Source organism: Pelosinus sp. IPA-1, from assembly GCF_030269905.1.
In the GTDB taxonomy this organism is placed as follows: Bacteria; Bacillota; Negativicutes; order DSM-13327; family DSM-13327; genus Pelosinus.
This window is the reverse complement of the sequence record NZ_BSVC01000004.1, coordinates 26,938-43,400: the sequence shown is the minus strand read 5'-3', so window position 1 is coordinate 43,400 and position 16,463 is coordinate 26,938. Positions and strand designations below refer to the sequence as shown.

General features: G+C 36.0%; 21 protein-coding genes. All 21 read right to left on the bottom strand.

Annotation, left to right across the window (positions count from 1 at the left end; translation table 11 throughout):
* Position 1 precedes the first annotated feature (1 nt).
* The 21 genes from spoIIIAD to QSJ81_RS09755 all read right to left on the bottom strand — a co-directional run bounded on the left by spoIIIAD (position 2) and on the right by QSJ81_RS09755 (position 16,381).
* Positions 2-388, bottom strand: coding sequence for a stage III sporulation protein AD (gene spoIIIAD / locus QSJ81_RS09855; RefSeq protein WP_038670353.1), 387 nt, complete (start codon positions 386-388; stop codon positions 2-4).
* A gap of 12 nt (positions 389-400) precedes the next feature.
* Positions 401-598 carry a stage III sporulation protein AC gene (gene spoIIIAC, locus QSJ81_RS09850; RefSeq protein WP_038670352.1) on the bottom strand — a complete coding sequence of 66 codons (198 nt, stop codon included), beginning with the start codon at positions 596-598 and terminating at the stop codon, positions 401-403.
* 61 nt (positions 599-659) lie between these two features.
* Complete coding sequence (gene spoIIIAB / locus QSJ81_RS09845) at positions 660-1,181, bottom strand: stage III sporulation protein SpoIIIAB (protein ID WP_285717246.1); 522 nt, start codon at positions 1,179-1,181, stop codon at positions 660-662.
* Positions 1,182-1,221: 40 nt separating this feature from the next.
* On the bottom strand, positions 1,222-2,220 hold the full coding sequence (spoIIIAA, locus tag QSJ81_RS09840; RefSeq protein WP_285717245.1) for a stage III sporulation protein AA: 999 nt from the start codon (positions 2,218-2,220) through the stop codon (positions 1,222-1,224).
* A 155-nt stretch (positions 2,221-2,375) separates the two neighbouring features.
* Positions 2,376-2,816, bottom strand: a complete 441-nt coding sequence (locus QSJ81_RS09835; protein WP_038670346.1) for a CD1247 N-terminal domain-containing protein — start codon at positions 2,814-2,816, stop codon at positions 2,376-2,378.
* A 195-nt stretch (positions 2,817-3,011) separates the two neighbouring features.
* Positions 3,012-3,569, bottom strand: coding sequence for an elongation factor P (gene efp / locus QSJ81_RS09830; protein WP_038670344.1), 558 nt, complete (start codon positions 3,567-3,569; stop codon positions 3,012-3,014).
* A gap of 36 nt (positions 3,570-3,605) precedes the next feature.
* Positions 3,606-4,673 carry a M24 family metallopeptidase gene (locus QSJ81_RS09825; protein ID WP_285717244.1) on the bottom strand — a complete coding sequence of 356 codons (1,068 nt, stop codon included), beginning with the start codon at positions 4,671-4,673 and terminating at the stop codon, positions 3,606-3,608.
* Between the two features lies 1 nt (position 4,674).
* On the bottom strand, positions 4,675-5,130 hold the full coding sequence (aroQ, locus tag QSJ81_RS09820) for a type II 3-dehydroquinate dehydratase (RefSeq protein ID WP_285717243.1): 456 nt from the start codon (positions 5,128-5,130) through the stop codon (positions 4,675-4,677).
* Between the two features lie 80 nt (positions 5,131-5,210).
* Entirely contained in the window at positions 5,211-6,884 is a 1,674-nt protein-coding gene (locus QSJ81_RS09815) for a peptidoglycan D,D-transpeptidase FtsI family protein (protein WP_285717242.1), read from the bottom strand.
* A gap of 64 nt (positions 6,885-6,948) precedes the next feature.
* Complete coding sequence (locus QSJ81_RS09810; protein ID WP_285717241.1) at positions 6,949-7,164, bottom strand: DUF4911 domain-containing protein; 216 nt, start codon at positions 7,162-7,164, stop codon at positions 6,949-6,951.
* On the bottom strand, positions 7,157-8,386 hold the full coding sequence (locus tag QSJ81_RS09805; RefSeq protein WP_285717240.1) for a peptidase U32 family protein: 1,230 nt from the start codon (positions 8,384-8,386) through the stop codon (positions 7,157-7,159). The genes QSJ81_RS09810 and QSJ81_RS09805 overlap by 8 nt, the downstream gene beginning before the upstream one ends.
* Positions 8,383-8,982, bottom strand: coding sequence for an O-methyltransferase (locus QSJ81_RS09800; protein ID WP_285717239.1), 600 nt, complete (start codon positions 8,980-8,982; stop codon positions 8,383-8,385). Before QSJ81_RS09800 ends, QSJ81_RS09805 begins: the two co-directional genes overlap by 4 nt.
* 13 nt (positions 8,983-8,995) lie before the next feature.
* Positions 8,996-10,012, bottom strand: a complete 1,017-nt coding sequence (gene mltG, locus QSJ81_RS09795) for an endolytic transglycosylase MltG (RefSeq protein WP_285717238.1) — start codon at positions 10,010-10,012, stop codon at positions 8,996-8,998.
* Between the two features lie 231 nt (positions 10,013-10,243).
* Positions 10,244-10,585 carry a DUF1292 domain-containing protein gene (locus QSJ81_RS09790; protein ID WP_038670330.1) on the bottom strand — a complete coding sequence of 114 codons (342 nt, stop codon included), beginning with the start codon at positions 10,583-10,585 and terminating at the stop codon, positions 10,244-10,246.
* A gap of 68 nt (positions 10,586-10,653) precedes the next feature.
* A complete protein-coding gene (gene ruvX / locus QSJ81_RS09785; protein WP_285717237.1) occupies positions 10,654-11,070 on the bottom strand; it encodes a Holliday junction resolvase RuvX in 417 nt (138 codons plus the stop codon).
* A 27-nt stretch (positions 11,071-11,097) separates the two neighbouring features.
* Positions 11,098-11,352, bottom strand: coding sequence for an IreB family regulatory phosphoprotein (locus QSJ81_RS09780; protein WP_038670325.1), 255 nt, complete (start codon positions 11,350-11,352; stop codon positions 11,098-11,100).
* 229 nt (positions 11,353-11,581) lie between these two features.
* A complete protein-coding gene (alaS, locus tag QSJ81_RS09775) occupies positions 11,582-14,200 on the bottom strand; it encodes an alanine--tRNA ligase (protein ID WP_285717236.1) in 2,619 nt (872 codons plus the stop codon).
* 80 nt (positions 14,201-14,280) lie between these two features.
* Complete coding sequence (locus tag QSJ81_RS09770) at positions 14,281-15,255, bottom strand: AI-2E family transporter (protein WP_502929649.1); 975 nt, start codon at positions 15,253-15,255, stop codon at positions 14,281-14,283.
* 162 nt (positions 15,256-15,417) lie between these two features.
* Positions 15,418-15,612, bottom strand: coding sequence for a hypothetical protein (locus QSJ81_RS09765; protein ID WP_285717234.1), 195 nt, complete (start codon positions 15,610-15,612; stop codon positions 15,418-15,420).
* A gap of 16 nt (positions 15,613-15,628) precedes the next feature.
* Positions 15,629-15,811: a YrzR-like zinc ribbon domain gene (locus tag QSJ81_RS09760; protein ID WP_285717233.1), complete on the bottom strand. Its 183-nt coding sequence runs from the start codon at positions 15,809-15,811 to the stop codon at positions 15,629-15,631.
* A 66-nt stretch (positions 15,812-15,877) separates the two neighbouring features.
* Entirely contained in the window at positions 15,878-16,381 is a 504-nt protein-coding gene (locus tag QSJ81_RS09755; RefSeq protein ID WP_285717232.1) for a PRC-barrel domain-containing protein, read from the bottom strand.
* Positions 16,382-16,463: the final 82 nt, after the last annotated feature.

Here is a 16,463-nt window from a genome sequence, read left to right as displayed (position 1 = left end):
CTCATGGAATCAATCTGACAATGGTATCCATTACCAAAGCGATAATAGGAACGGCCATTACCATAACTAACACTTTACCTGCAAATTCAATTTTACCTGCTACTGCTCCTTCGCCTGCATCTCGGCATACTTGAGCTCCAAATTCAGTAATATAGGAAATACCAATAATTTTTAATATCGTATTTAAATACATTTGACTAATATTAGCTTTATCCGCCATATCACGGAATAAATTTAGAATAACATTAATTTTAGTAAGAACTATTAAAAAGATGATGGTTGCTAAGGTTAAACTTAACTGTACGGCAATTTCCGGCCTTTCTCGTTTAATTGTTAAGATAAGTAAGGTTACAACAAATCCAAGCCCGACAATTTGAATAATTTCCACACCCTGCACCCCTTAAAATAACTTAAAAACATCTTGTACTGTAGTAAATAGTCTTCCTAATAATTGAACAACCCATAATAAAACTACAGTAAATCCTGCCAGTGTACATAAATGTGCCATATCTTCTTTACCAGCCTGTTTTAGTGCTGTATGAAAAACGGAAACCAAAATACCAACACCAGCAATCTTAAATAATATATCCAGGCCCATTATTATCCTCCTTCATAGTACTACCACCTTTCGGCTATTTAAAATAACTAGCTAATACCTATTAGACTAATATAATTACTATAGCCATTCCCCCACAAACCCCTAAGTAGCGATACATTTTAGTATTAAGATCGCGCAATCTTGTTGCTTCATTCTCGAATCGCTCTAACTGTTCAATTACTAACAATAGGTATTTTTCTTGCTCCGTACAATTCATGTGACCTAAATTTCCACCTAAAACATGTAGTACTTCTATTTCTGGAGTATTTAACATTAAACTCCCTTGCATTTCATGTAAAACCTTACTTATCACTTCCTGGGGAGTCAATATTGTTTGCTTTTCTAGCATAGTGGCTATTTTCTGAAAAAAAGTAGCTACAGGCCCATAGATTCCATTCGTACATTGAGCCACAGCTTCATGTAGAGGAACACGGGCGTATAAAATATAAGATCTCATTGATGCAATACAACTTATGATTTGCCGAAGATGGCGAGGTCTTTCTTGGCACGAGGCCGCCATTTTAAACCCAATATAGGAACTTGTTATTAACACCAAAATACTACCTATTATTTTTAGCAACATCGTTACTCCTTTTTACTATGGAAAAATGATCCACAGTGAATTACTTTGTTGTTATGTCCCATAAAATTTCATTACTTTTACTATCGATAACTCTTTCAATAGTACCGACAGATGGACTGTCTCCCAAGATAATGTAACGGTCAAAGGACTTATTTTCTAATAACTCTTTCACATACGGTCGGTATAACAAGTCGTTATTATTCCGACCATGTACCGTTGCTAGTACGCTAACACCAGCATTTAAGGCTTCATGAACGGCATATATATCTTCAACCCTCCCCAGCTCATCTGTTGCTATTACAGCCGGTGACATTGAGCGAATCAACATCAACATACCTATAGCTTTAGGGCAACCATCAAGTATATCGGTACGAGGCCCTAAATCAACAGTACTGACTCCGTTCTTACATGCAGCAATTTCTGAGCGTTCATCAACAACCCCCACTTGCAACCCTTTACATATTTTAGATCCTCCACTTATTTGCCTTATAAGATCCCGTAAAATTGTAGTTTTTCCGCAGCGGGGGGGTGAAATAATTAGGGTATTTAAGACATGACCTCCTTTAGTAATAATAAATGGCATAATTTTGTCAGCACATCCCCTGACCTCTCTAGCTAAACGAATATTGAGAGAGCTTATGTGTTTTAGTGCCTTAACCTCTCCAGCATTTACAATTGCCTGTCCAGTTAAACCGATTCTATGTCCACCATCTATGGTTAAAAACCCCATTTTCAACTCTTCCTCAAAGGCATATAGTGAGTTTTTACTAATAAGTTGCAATGTTTTCTGTAGGTCATCTTGATTACATACATAAGTTTTTCCATGAATAGTTGATTCTTTTCCCATAGGGCTTACAAGGATATCGGTATTAGCTAATACCAATAGTGGGGGCTGATTTACTCGTAATCTTATTTCCGTTAGGTCAATTAATTTTTCTAAAGGTATCTCTCGTATCATAGTGACTAACTTATAAGGTAAGACGGGATAGATATAATCTTCTAAGATATTCTTAACTAAAATAAGTTTACTATCAGTCATATATTTTACATCCTTTCTTTACATAGATATGGAGTAACTAGAAATTTATGCCAATAACACAAAAAAAATCCCGGTTTCCCGGGATTTTTTTGCAAACTAGAATTTCATATAAAAGATCAACAACCAAGAAAAAGTATATTCATTTTAATATACTACTAAATTCCTGGGTGAAGTCCATAATTAAAGTTATTATTAATTTGTCCATCACCAATATCCGTAACCTCAATTTCTAATGCACTATCATATACAGTTTCACCACAATGAGGACATGAAACTTCTAGATCATCTTCATCTTCTAATAAACTGGACTCAAAACTAACTGTTTCGTGACAAGAAGGACATTGCACCTCTACTAATTCTTCCCCAGCAACATCATCATATACTTCTTCTTCTAAATCTGTTAAATCTTCATCCATACTTTCTACATACGTTTCTAAGTCCTCTTGCACCATCTGAATGTTACTAAATTCCTCAGCCATATCATCAAGGACATCAATAATATTTATTAACAACTTACCTTCGGCAGAGTGAGAACTGACATTGAGCCCTTGCGTTAATCCTTGTAAATAAGCTACTCGTTCTTTAATATTTGCCATATGAATAACCCCCTTTAAAGTAATTTACTACGATATTGTCATTATACCCAATAGTTAGACAGTTATTCTCGTTACTTTTTCAACTGTCACTACAACTTATTTTAACTATTTTTCGAATTATCTATTCATATAAAAATAAAAAATAGGGGTATAAAAGATTTTTTAATAATCTTTTATACCCCTATATAACGCTAATTACGCTCTTTCTAAATAGTCACCTGTACGGGTATCTATTCGTAGAACATCACCAATATTAATAAATAAAGGTACACGCACTACACAACCAGATTCCATTTTCGCTGGTTTAGTACCACCAGTTGCTGTATCGCCGCGAATACCAGGGTCTGTTTCAACTACTGTAAGTTCAACTGCCACTGGTAATTCTACACCAATAATAGTTCCTTGGAAAAACATAATACCAATAGTCATATTTTCTTTTAAATATTTTACTGCATCACCTAATTGATCAGCGGATAATTCACTTTGCTCATAGGTTTCATTATCCATAAAGTTATAGCTGCCATCGCTTTCATACAAAAATTGCATCTCACGACGATCAACATGAGCCTTAGGAAACTTTTCACCTGGATTAAACGTACGTTCAACAACCGCTCCAGTACGTACATTCTTCATTTTCGTGCGCACAAAAGCCGCACCTTTACCTGGCTTTACGTGTTGAAAGTCTACTATCTGCCAAACATTATTGTCAATTTCAATTGTTGCACCTGTACGAAAGTCACCACTTGATATCATTTTGCTACCTCCAAAAATTCAATTTGTAAAAATAAATTAGTCTAATTCTATCAACTGCTTGCTACTAGCAGTCAATATCTGACACCCTTCAGTACTAACTAAAACAGTGTCTTCAATGCGAACTCCACCCCAATTAGGCAGATAAATTCCTGGTTCAACTGTTACTACCATATTTTCCAATAAAACAGTATGTATATTAGTAGGTGAAAGCCTCGGCTCTTCATGGATATTAAGCCCCAATCCATGTCCTAGCCCGTGACCGAAAAATTCACCAAAACCAGCATTAGTAATAATATCTCTAGATACTATATCAATCTCTTTGCCAACTTTTCCAGGAGCAACAGTCTTGACACCTGCTAATTGTGCCTCAAGGACAATTCCATATATTTCTTTTTGCCGCGTATTGGCTTTGCCCATACAAATGGTACGTGTAATATCAGAATGATAGCCCTTATACACTGCACCAAAATCCATTGTCACAAAATCGCCGACTTCAATTACTTTCTCGGAAGCTCTGCCATGGGGTAATGCCCCACGAACACCAGAAGCCATTATAGTATCAAATGCTGGCTTTTCTGCACCAAGCTTGCGCATATAATATTCTAATTGAAGAGCAACCTCCTGCTCCGTCATTCCAGGTTTTATAAAAGACAGGATTTGTAAAAAGGCATTGTCAGCAATTTCTACGGCCTTCTTAATAGAAACAATTTCAGCATCATCTTTTGCCATACGCAAGTTATCTAATTTAACTGGTACTAAAGAGATCATAGGAAGAGTATCAACTACTTCAAGATACCCATCATAAGTGATAAAATCACCTTCGAAGCCAATTTTTGAAAGATCCGAACTCTTAACAAGATCAGCCAATGTTTTCCATAAAGTTGCGCTATAGCGTACTATTTCAAATTGCTTAGCTTGAGCAGTAGCTTGTTCAATATAACGAAAATCCGTTAATAACTTGTTAGAGTTATTAGTGATTAATAACATACCGGCTGAACCACTAAATCCACTGAAATACCGTACATTTTCCGGTTTACTAACAAGCATTGCGTGTAAATCATTTTCATTCATAAACTTACGAAGTTTTATTATTCTTCTTTCCATTTTATCTCTTGTTGCCGATTAAACGGGCAACTGCCTCCAATGCTAAAAGATAGCTATCATATCCAAATCCGCTGATTTGGCCATAGACAACTGAAGATATAACCGAATGATGGCGAAACTCTTCACGCTTATAAATATTCGACAAATGCACTTCTATCGCGGGAACAGAAATAGCAGCTAAGGCATCACGTATAGCAATACTGTAATGAGTAAAAGCCGCAGCGTTAATAATGATACCCTTCTGATTGCCTTCAGCTTGCTGAATGGCGTCCACTATATAACCTTCATGATTTGATTGAACAAATTCCACTGCAAAACCTAGGTTGTTAGCTTTTCCCCTTATATTTGCATTAATTTCATCTAGCGTCAGGTTACCATAAATATTTGGTTCACGTTTTCCTAATAAATTTAAATTAGGCCCATGAATAACCAAAATACAAGGCTTTTCTTCTATCACAATATCACAGCCTTAGCATAATAATTCATTATCTCATATAGTTTATCATATTTTTAATTTATTGCCTAGTTTTTTGTAAGCTATTTCAATTCTTTTGCTGGGTCTATTATGGCTGACATAATCTCACTAAAAATTGGTGCTGCTACATCGCCGCCAGACATTCCCTCTTCAATAAAAACGACTATCGCATATTGCGGATTTTTTAAAGGTGCATAACCAGCAAACCATGCATGATTAATACTCTTCCCAGACTCATTTGTTCGTCCAGTTTCAGCAGAACCAGTTTTACCTGCTGAACCAATTGTTTCCACATAAGCCGCTTGCCCTGTCCCAAAACGGGTAACTGCTCCCATCATTTCTTGCATTTGCTTAGCGGTTCTTTGGGTTAACACCCGCTGACCTGGTGTTGCAATATAATTTTTCACAACCACGCCTTCCGCATTTGTCAACTTGTCCACTATATACGGATTTACTTTAACGCCATCATTTGCAATCGTTGCAACTAATGACACAATTTGAAGTGGTGTTGCCTCCAATTTTCCCTGACCGATAGTTAAATTTGCAAGTTCTCCTGGATAAATACTATCAACTGGCGGTAGATACCCTTCTACCTCACCATAAAAATCTAAATTGGTTTTCTTACCAAAGCCTAATTTTTTTGCAAAGGAAATTAGATTCTCAGCACCTAATTTTAAGCCAACTTCAATAAAGACAGGGTTACTAGAGTATGCTAAAGCTTCGGTAAAAGTCAATTTACCACGCCCACCTTTCTCATAGTCCCATCCGTTAAATCGTATATGATCAACCTCAATAAAACCAGGATCAAAAAAACTATCATCTGGATGTACAATCCCCATTTCTAATGCAGCTGCCGCCGCCACTAATTTAAATACTGACCCAGGCTGATATGCTGCGATAGCACGATTTAATAAAGGCGCACTACTTTGTTTTAAATAGTCATCAAGATGATTTGCATCAAAATTAGGACGTGACGCCATAGCCAAGATTTCACCTGTATTTGGACGTATTACTACTACCGCTCCTTTTACATCATGATTATCTAATATATTTTCCACATCTTTTTGTATTTGTCTATCTATAGTTAATACTACGTTGCTTGGGCCAGAATGATCCAGCAATCGTAAACGCTTATACCCTAAACCTGGTATAATCTGTTGCCCTGCATCGACCAATGCCGCGGCATATTCTGGCTGGCTACCTCGTAATACGTCATCATACATAGCTTCAATGCCACTAACACCTTGGTTATCAGCATTATTAATATAGCCTGTTACATGGGCTGCTATAGGAAGATAACCATATCTAACCCTCTCCGCTACGACTATAACTCCTGAAATGTTAGACAGATTTATTTTGTCTCCAACCATGGCATCAACCTTACCATTTAACTTAAAGGGGCGTTTATTACCTATAATTTCCGATAGAATATACTCTTTCGAAAGACCCATTAACATTGCTAATTGACTAGCCGCAGTTTCTGCATTATGAATTAATCCTGGAAAAATAACAACGCTAAAATGTTGCGCTGTATTTGTGAGTGCTAATCCATTGCGATCAACAACTTCTCCTCTGGCAACTTCAATAGGTACTTCTTGAATACGCATACTCAAACTTTGGCTTGCAAGCTCGCTGCCAGCAATAATTTGTAAATAGAATAATCGCATAATTAGTAGGCAACTGACCAAAAGAAAGAACGTCAACATTTTGTAGATGCGTGAAACTTGTAATGCCATACTATCACCTCAATGATAGTATGGCATTGGCTGGTAAAATTATTAATTTTTCATTATACTGCAGCTATGCGCTATTATTGCTTACATATTCAAACTCAATCGGTAGATTTTCTAATATATCTTGTACTTCTTTATATGTATCGGGTGTAACTCGGATACGTAATACTCCAACCTGATCTTTTACAGTAGTAACTACACCTAAATATTCATACCCTTCCATAATACGATTTAGATAATTTATGTACTTGACATCAATACGAATTAGAATTTGTTCATGCATTTTCCTGTACCTCACGGCGTAACATGGCAAACTCCACAGTTTCTTGGAGCATAGGAATACGAATAAGCTGTTGAGCATGGGGCGCAACACTTATAGAATTGCCTTCCATGTCAAACATTTCAGTAATGACTTGTGAAAAATTGGATCTCCCAGGTTGCATGACCTCAATTCTTTGCCCAATTTTTATATTATTGCGTTGTTCAATAATAGCCATGCGTGTCGTGGCGTCATAATTTTTCACTAAACCAATAAAATCAAATGTCTGTTCATAAGAAGATGATCCATAAATTTGATCATCTTGAGTTGCTTTGTTAAAGTAAAATCCACTTGTATAGGCACGATGAGAGATTTTTTGCAATTCTTCGAGCCACTCTGTTTTAACACTATATTTGTCTGGATCCGCTATATAAGCATCAATGGCTTCACGGTATACTTTAATAACTGTAGCCACGTAATGCACACTTTTCATACGACCTTCAATTTTAAAACTATCCAGGCCACTATTGATCAATTCAGGAATGTTTGGCAATAAACACAAGTCCTTTGAATTGAAGATATAAGTCCCACGTTCATCCTCTAGTACAGGATAATATTCACCTGGACGTTTCTCTTCTACTAAGTTAAACTTCCAGCGGCAGGGTTGAGCGCATTGTCCGCGATTTGCATCGCGATCAGCAAAATAATTACTCATTAAGCAACGTCCAGAATAAGATATACACATCGCTCCATGAACAAATGCTTCAAGATCAAGACTCACTTTTTGCCTAATTTCTGTAATTTCTTCTAGGGACAATTCACGAGCAAGCACTACTCGATCAGCTCCCAATTCTTGCCAGAAAAGTACTGAAGACCAATTAGTATTGTTGGCTTGCGTACTAATATGAATAGGTAATGTAGGTGCTACTTCTCGAACAATTCGGTATACACCTACATCGGCAACAATCACTGCGTCAACATGACAGTCAACTAAAAATTTAATGTAGGCAGGTAGTTCTGGTAGATCCTCATTATGAGGAAATATATTCACTGTAACATATGCTTTTTTTTGTAAACTATGGGCAAAATTAATACCCTCTTTTAGCTCTTCTTCCGTAAAATTACCGCTAAAAGCTCTCAGTCCAAAGGACTTGCCGGCCATAAACACAGCGTCTGCTCCATAAAGAAGAGCCATCTTAAGCTTTTCAAAGTTACCAGCAGGTGCCAAAAGTTCGGGTTTTCTCACTTTTTATTCGCTCCTTGATAATAAGAAATAGCCACTCCGTCACCCTCATGGTGAATTGTTGTAGTAAAACGAGAATCTGTATTAACAAATTGCAAATATTCCTTTAAACGCTTGACAATGGTTTTGTAACGTTTTAACGGTGGCTCTTCACTCAAAACCATACCACGAAATAATACATTATCAGCGATAATAACAGCGCCAGCAGATAACTTGTCTACAATTTTACATAAATAATCAAGGTATTGAGCTTTGGCCGCATCAATAAATACTAGATCAAATGTCCCCTCAAGATCTGATAAAATAGTGCTCGCATCACCGTCTAATAGCTGAATTTGTTCTGTTCTACCAGCCCTAGCAATGTAATCATAAGCAAGATCAATACGTGAAGCATCTTGCTCTATGGTAGTAATTTTACCATCCTGTGGCATATATTGAGCCATAAGTAATGCTGAGTAGCCAATGGCAGTACCGATTTCCAAAATCGATTTTGGTTGTTTACTTTTTACAGCGTCAATTAGCAAATTACTACTCATTTTATTAATAATTGGTATATTATTATCAGTAGCATATCTTTCCATTTCATTTAGCAAATTCAATATATCACTCCTATTATTTACGCACTTGTTCAATTGCTGCAAGGTGTTCTTCATATGTTTTACTAAAATGATGCGTGCCCTGCTTATCTGCAACAAAGTATATAAAACTGGTTTCCTTTGGGTATAAAACAGCATTTATTGCTGCCATTCCAGGATTTGCAATAGGCCCTGGAGGTAGTCCCATGTGTTGGTAAGTATTATAAGGAGAAGAAATTTCTGTATCTTCCACTGAAAGTTCTACTTTAGGATATCCTAAAATATATTGAATCGTAGCACAAGATTGTAAAGGCATCTCTTGTTTTAAACGATTAAGAAAGACTCCGGCAATAATTGGGCGATCATCTTCTATTTGGGCTTCCTTCTCTACTAAAGATGCCAAAATAATTACATCCTTGACGGATAAACCAATTGCAGTTGCTCTTTCCCTCATGCTTTCACTAAATTCTTTATCAAATTGAGTAAGCATCATATTTAGTAATTGCTCTTCTGTCGCACCCTTACTGATTTGATAAGTGTTAGGAAATAGATACCCTTCAACTTTATATACTATATTTGCATTATAATTCATCATATAAGGATAAGAAAAAACATTACTTTTTTTAGCGAGTGCTTTAAACTTTTCCGCACTGCCAAGCTGCTTTTCTTGTATTAGTTTCGCAATTTGATCGACAGTATATCCTTCAGGAATTGTAATTTGTTGATATACTGTTTCCCCCTTAGCTAACATTGCTACAATTTGTTGAATCGTCATATTTTTGTTTATTACATATTCGCCTGCCTGCAAAGAATTTGCCAATCCCTGCATTTTAGCTACAGCATGAAATGCTAATACACTTTTTATAATACCTTGTTGATACAACAACTCACCAATTTCATTGGCAGCCATTCCCGTCTTAACTACAATTACTGCTTTTTCCGCTACAGGTGCATTAACCGGTTGTGTCAATCTATATATAACGTTTCCCAAACAAAGAAAAACAAATACTAACAGAATATGCCATTTAAATTGTATCAGCCTATACCTCATCATATACCACCTCCCTAGCATTTTTAGTTATCCTTTTAAGACAATGACTATATTATACACAAAAAGATAAAAAAAGACTAGGCTTCTGGTAAGTCCCTAGACTTAAACCAAAAGCCTAATCACTAGAAATCAAAATTAGAACTATGCCATCATAAAAAAACTATGACTTGCAACAAGCCATAGTTGCTTGCCTAATCAGAAGTGTTATACTTTCAATCTGTAAAAAAATGAAGCCTATTCGGCTTCATCCTCTTCTTCTACCATTAGTTCTTCATATGCCTTACGAACATCTTCAAATTCTTCATCGGTAGGATCGACATATATTTCCTCGCCATTTTCATCAGTATCAATGCGCGCAATATATACATCAACTTCATCGTCAGAACAACCGCATCCAGCATCCTGACATTCGCAATCGTCTCCATCTTCGATAGGAATTAATATAGCATACTGCTTGTCACCTACTGGAACAATCATTTCTTCACGATAATAATATTCATTACCTTCTTCATCAGTCATAACAACCACAAGCTCTTCATCCAATTCTTCGAGGTCTTCTTTCTCAAAATCAGCCATTCATATCACCTCTTCCTTTTAGTGTACTGTAATTTTATCTTAGAAAAGTTATCCTGTCAAGGAAGTTATTAGCAGGACAAACTATCTAGATAACCCTGTAAAATAAACACCGCAGCCATTTTATCTATTACTTTTTTCCTCTTTGCACGACTCACATCTGCAGCAATTAATGCCTTTTGTGCTCCTACTGTGGATAAGCGTTCATCCCACAAATGCACTTTTATTTTAGGAAACTGTGCTGCAACCTTGTCAGCAAAATCTTGCATCGATTCGCCTCTAGGGCCGATTGTTCCATTCATATTTTTAGGTAATCCAATTACAATTGTCTCAACTTCATACTCATTAACAATCTCACTCAACCTAATAAAATCTTTTTCTAAAGAAGTACGGCGAATGACCTCAATGCCTTGGGCTGTCAGTAATAACAAATCACTTGCTGCAACACCAATTGTTTTATCACCAACGTCAAGAGCTAGTATGCGCATTTGTCCTCCCACTATACCTATAACATATTATTTATCTTTGAGATATGCTCTTACCAACTCTTCTAGAAGTTCATCCCGTTCTAATTTACGTATTAGTCCACGGGCGTTGTTATAGCTGGTAATATAGGTAGGATCTCCAGATAAAAGGTATCCCACTAGTTGATTTATAGGATTATATCCTTTGGTCTTTAACGACTGATATACAGCATTAATAACCATCGCTGCATTATTTTCCTCATTCTCCACACGAAACATCATTGTTTCTTCCGATATATTAGGCATTGAGCATCCTCCTCTCCAATAGTATCTCCATCACTATACCATTATATTCTACCTGGACTAGTTATTTCCTCCACTAAAATAAAAATAATTATTTCATTTTGCTAAATATTATTAAATAATTTACATAATTTCATAGGAAATCACCTTCTAGATTTTAAAAGGAACAATTCCATTTTTAAGTGCAAAAGTGTACGTAGAGTTACTATATCCACTCTACGTACACTTAAAACTATTTAATCTGCTTCTTAATAACTTCTATGGCAAATTGTAAAGCATCAGCAAGTTTTTCTGGGTTCTTGCCACCCGCTTGGGCCATATCTGGACGGCCACCACCACCACCGCCAGTTATTTTAGAAACTTCTTTTACAATATTACCAGCATGTATACCTTTTGCTATAGCTTCTTTTGTTACCATTGCAACAAAATTGACTTTATCTCCATTAATAGAACCTAAAGTAACAATACCGCAAGTTAAACGATTTCGCACCATATCCGCCACGGTACGCAAACCATCTGGATCATTAATACTAACTTTACCAACGACAACCTGGACTCCATTAATCTCTTGAGAACTAGCTAATAACGCATCTACTTCACCATGAGCTAATTTACTAGTGAGTTCAGTTAATTCATGCTCCAATTCTTTAACACGAGCGACAACACTATCTACCTTAAGAACAATTTCTTCAGGACGTGATTTTAAAACCGTTGCAGCACTAACTAGTAATTGTTCTCGCGCATTAACGTATTCAATTGCACCCTTTCCTGTCACAGCTTCAATTCTTCGAATACCAGAACCAATACCAGCTTCACTAACGATTTTGAATAAGCCTATTTCTGCAGTGCTGACTACATGGCTACCACCACAAAGTTCTTTACTTACATCGCCCACTAAAACAACTCGAACAGACTCACCATATTTTTCACCAAATAAAGCTACAGCTCCCATTTCTTTCGCTGCACTTTGATTCGTCTCAACAATAGAGACAGAAATGTTCTCTAAAATAGCTTGATGTACAAACTGTTCAATCTCCAATAATTGCTCTGGAGTCACTTGAGAAAAATGAGAGAAGTCAAAACGTAATCTTTCAGGACTTACAAATGAGCCTGACTGATTTACGTGTGTTCCTAGGATTTGCTTTAAAGCAGCATGAAGCAAATGGGTCGCTGTATGATTGCGTGCAATCTCCCGCCGCCTTATCATATCAACTTTAAGATTTACAGTATCGCCAATTTTCAATAAACCTTCTGTAACATTACCAATATGATAAGTTGTACCATTTGCTAACTTCTTAGTAGCAGTAATTTGCATTTTCCCCAAGGAACTTTCTAAAAATCCAGTATCTCCAACTTGACCGCCACCTTCGGCATGAAAACCTGTCACATCCAATATAACGGCTACATCCTCACCATCGTGAACTTCATCAACAAGCATACCCTCTTTCCAAGCTAAGACCACCTTCCCGCTGTCAGCCTGCTCATCAACAGTGAGTAATTCCGTTGCTAGCTTAGACAAATCAGGTATAATTACTTTTTCAGCGTGATCCTGGCGGGCTGCCCGTGCACGTTCTCGTTGTTCTTTCATCGCAGCATCAAAATTCTGTTTATCCAGCTGCATGTCATGTTCTTCCAGTATTTCTAAGGTAAGTTCCCAAGGAAAGCCAAAAGTATCGTATAACTTAAAGGCAGTTGCACCATCTAGCATTGTAATTCCAGATTTTTTTAGACTTTGAACGTGTCCGTTCAATAACTCCATACCTTGTACTAATGTTGTTTGAAAACGTTCTTCTTCTAATTGGATTACTTTTTTTATGTAAGATTGTTTTTCTGCTAAATCAGGGTAGGCTTCAGCAAAAATTGCAATTACAACATCAACCATTGGAACCAAAAACAATTTTTCAATTCCTAGTAAGCGGGCATGTCTTACCGCTCTACGTAAAATCCGACGTAAAACATATCCTCGACCTTCATTCGAAGGTAATATGCCATCGCCAATCATAACCGTCATACTCCGAATATGATCCGCAATAACTTTAAGGGAAATATCTATTTTGTTGTCATTACCATATTCCACATTCGCTATTTTTGCTGCATGCTCAATAAGCGGAAATAATAAATCTGTTTCAAAATTAGATTTTTTATTTTGCAATACAGATGCAATACGCTCTAGCCCTGCTCCCGTATCAATGTTCTTTTTCGCTAATGGGGTATAATTTCCAGCTTCATCTCGATCATACTGGGTAAAGACCAAATTCCAAATTTCTAAAAATCGATCACAATCACAGCCAACTGCGCAATCTGGTTTTCCACAGCCCCGTTCTTCACCTAAATCAAAATATAGTTCTGAACATGGACCGCATGGTCCTGGACCAATTTCCCAAAAATTATCTTCCATTCTAATAATTCGATCTGCGGGTATATGAATATCATTATTCCAAATCGCAAATGCTTCATCATCTTCTGTATGAATTGTTATCCATAATCTATCCTTAGGCATTTGTAATTGCTCAGTAATAAACTCCCAAGCCCAAGCAATTGCTTCTTTTTTGAAATAATCACCAAAAGAGAAGTTTCCTAGCATCTCAAAAAAAGTATGATGACGAGCTGTACGACCGACATTCTCAATATCACCTGTACGTACGCATTTTTGACTAGTACTAATTCTCGGATGTGGCGGATTCATCTTTCCTGTAAAAAAGGGTTTAAATGGTGCCATGCCTGCACCGACTAATAATAATGTAGGATCATTCTCAGGAACTAATGGATAACTTTGTAATATTAAATGATCTTTACTTTTAAAAAAAGTTAAAAATTTCTTACGAAGTTCATTTCCCGTTATATAATTCAAGTTCATCAACCTCCAGATTGTTAGGCATACTCTCGTTCGACATTATACATAAATAATTGCCCAATGTCAATTAATGGTGATTATAACAATACCTTTATTATATGATGTAACAATACTTTACCAACTGCCACGAATGGCACACCAAGCAACATTCCAATAATTCCACCCATCTCGCCTCCAACAAAAACAAAAAAAATCACAGTCAACGGATGAAGCCCTATATTTTCACCTATAATTTTAGGATGAATAATATTTCCTTCAATTTGTTGTATGATAAAAAATAATAGAATTACTTTTAAGGTTAACAAAGGTGATTCCAATATAGCTAACATTACCGCCGGCGAAGCTCCGATTATAGGACCAAAATAAGGAATTATATCAAATAATGCTGCCAATATCCCAATAATGAGGGCAAACTTTACTTGAAGTAAGAATAAACCGATTGTTACAAAGATACCAATAATGCATGCTACGATTAATTGTCCTCGAATAATCCCCCCTAGCACTTTATCAACATCACGCCAAAATGAAATCAACTCCCCCCTCCATTGGCTTGGCACTAACAATAATAATTTACTTTTAATTTCATGCCAGTCATGAAGAAGATAAAAGGCTAAGATTGGGCTTATTGCTAAACCCAAAGAGTGGGTTATAAGATTAATTATACCATTTACGACTTCTCCAATAAACTCCTGTACATCACCTAATAATAATAATAAGGCATCATCTATCGCTAACCTTAAATAATATGGCAATGCAGAGTTTTGATACTGTGATTGCACTTTAATCAACAGTATATTAATATTTTCTATCATAGATGGTAAATCCTGTGCAAAGGATTGTAAATCTCTAATCAATATGGCAAGCAACTTACTTCCACCAATAATAACAATACTAAATAATAGTATGTATACGGCAATAATCGCCCATACCCTTCCTATCTTTTTGTTTTCCAAATAACATACTGCTGGATTTAATAAATATGATAGAAATAGGCCAATGAGAAAAGGATATAATGCATTTCGTACCATCCAAAAAAAATAAAAACAAACCATTATAAGGAAAAAAATAAGCATTATCCTAAAATGTGTTTTTTTTATAAGCAATTTATAATACCTCACTCTAAAAAGTTGGTTTTGATTCGTTACTTATAAATACTAAAAACTATGATTCTAAAGCTAAAATAAAGTGGAGACCCTGTGGTCTCCACTTTATTTCTAATCAAATTTGTGTAGTAACCGCTTACGGGCCTTTCTCATTAAACCATGTGTTGTAGAAATTACTGAGTCGGCACTACGTTCTACGAATGGTTTTCTTCTTAATGTAGACTTATTCATTATCGGACTTATGACAGTCCCTAACATGATTCCAATGAAACTTCCCCAGAATAAGCCCTGCCAAAAATTGCGCATTATATCACCCCTTTCCTTAATGAGCAGCGTTTTCTAATGGATCTAAATAGAGAGTTAATGTACCATCAGGTTCGACATTAAAGATCTTAATATCTTCCCCGCGCACTATAAACTCAATACAGCAATCCCAACAATAATATTGTACTGCTCCTACTTTACCAATCGCTCTTTTACTATTACATACAGGACAAACCGTCATAATTCGCACCTCACACGACTTTCATCTATTGACGATAAGAAAAGTGGCTCTCTTCTTATTGTTAACTTATATTTCAGTATATAGAAGAGTTTTCATAGTTCCAGGAACTATTACCTTGTCTTTGCCTATAACTTGAATTTTTGGTATCGGCATTTTTTTTCGACCATATAGTAAATCTGTTATGATACTATCAGATATTTGATATGATTTCATTTCACCAGTACTAGTATCAAAAAAAACATCAACTAATATACCTAAACGAAACCCTTCTTCCGTTACGATTTCTTTCTCAAATAATTCTTTTATATAGTAAATAGCTGTCACTTCAAAAAAAGCAGTAGCTTCTTGTATAACTGAATGGTTCCTTACCATAACAGCATCCCGACCTAAACTTAATATGTTCATAAAAGAGATACCTTGTTCAGAAGACAAATCCTTTGCACTATTAGTAATGATTCCATAGATTTTCGCCTCATCAATATTTAAAACAATATCTTCTATTTGGCTTATTTGCTTACCTGTTTCAGTTTCTATTACAGGCAGCCCAACTATGTCTCGCATTCTTTGCATAAGAGTAGCCTCCAAGAGAATGTAATACTATTATTACCCACAATGGATTATTTTATAATGCATCTATATAGTATATATAATA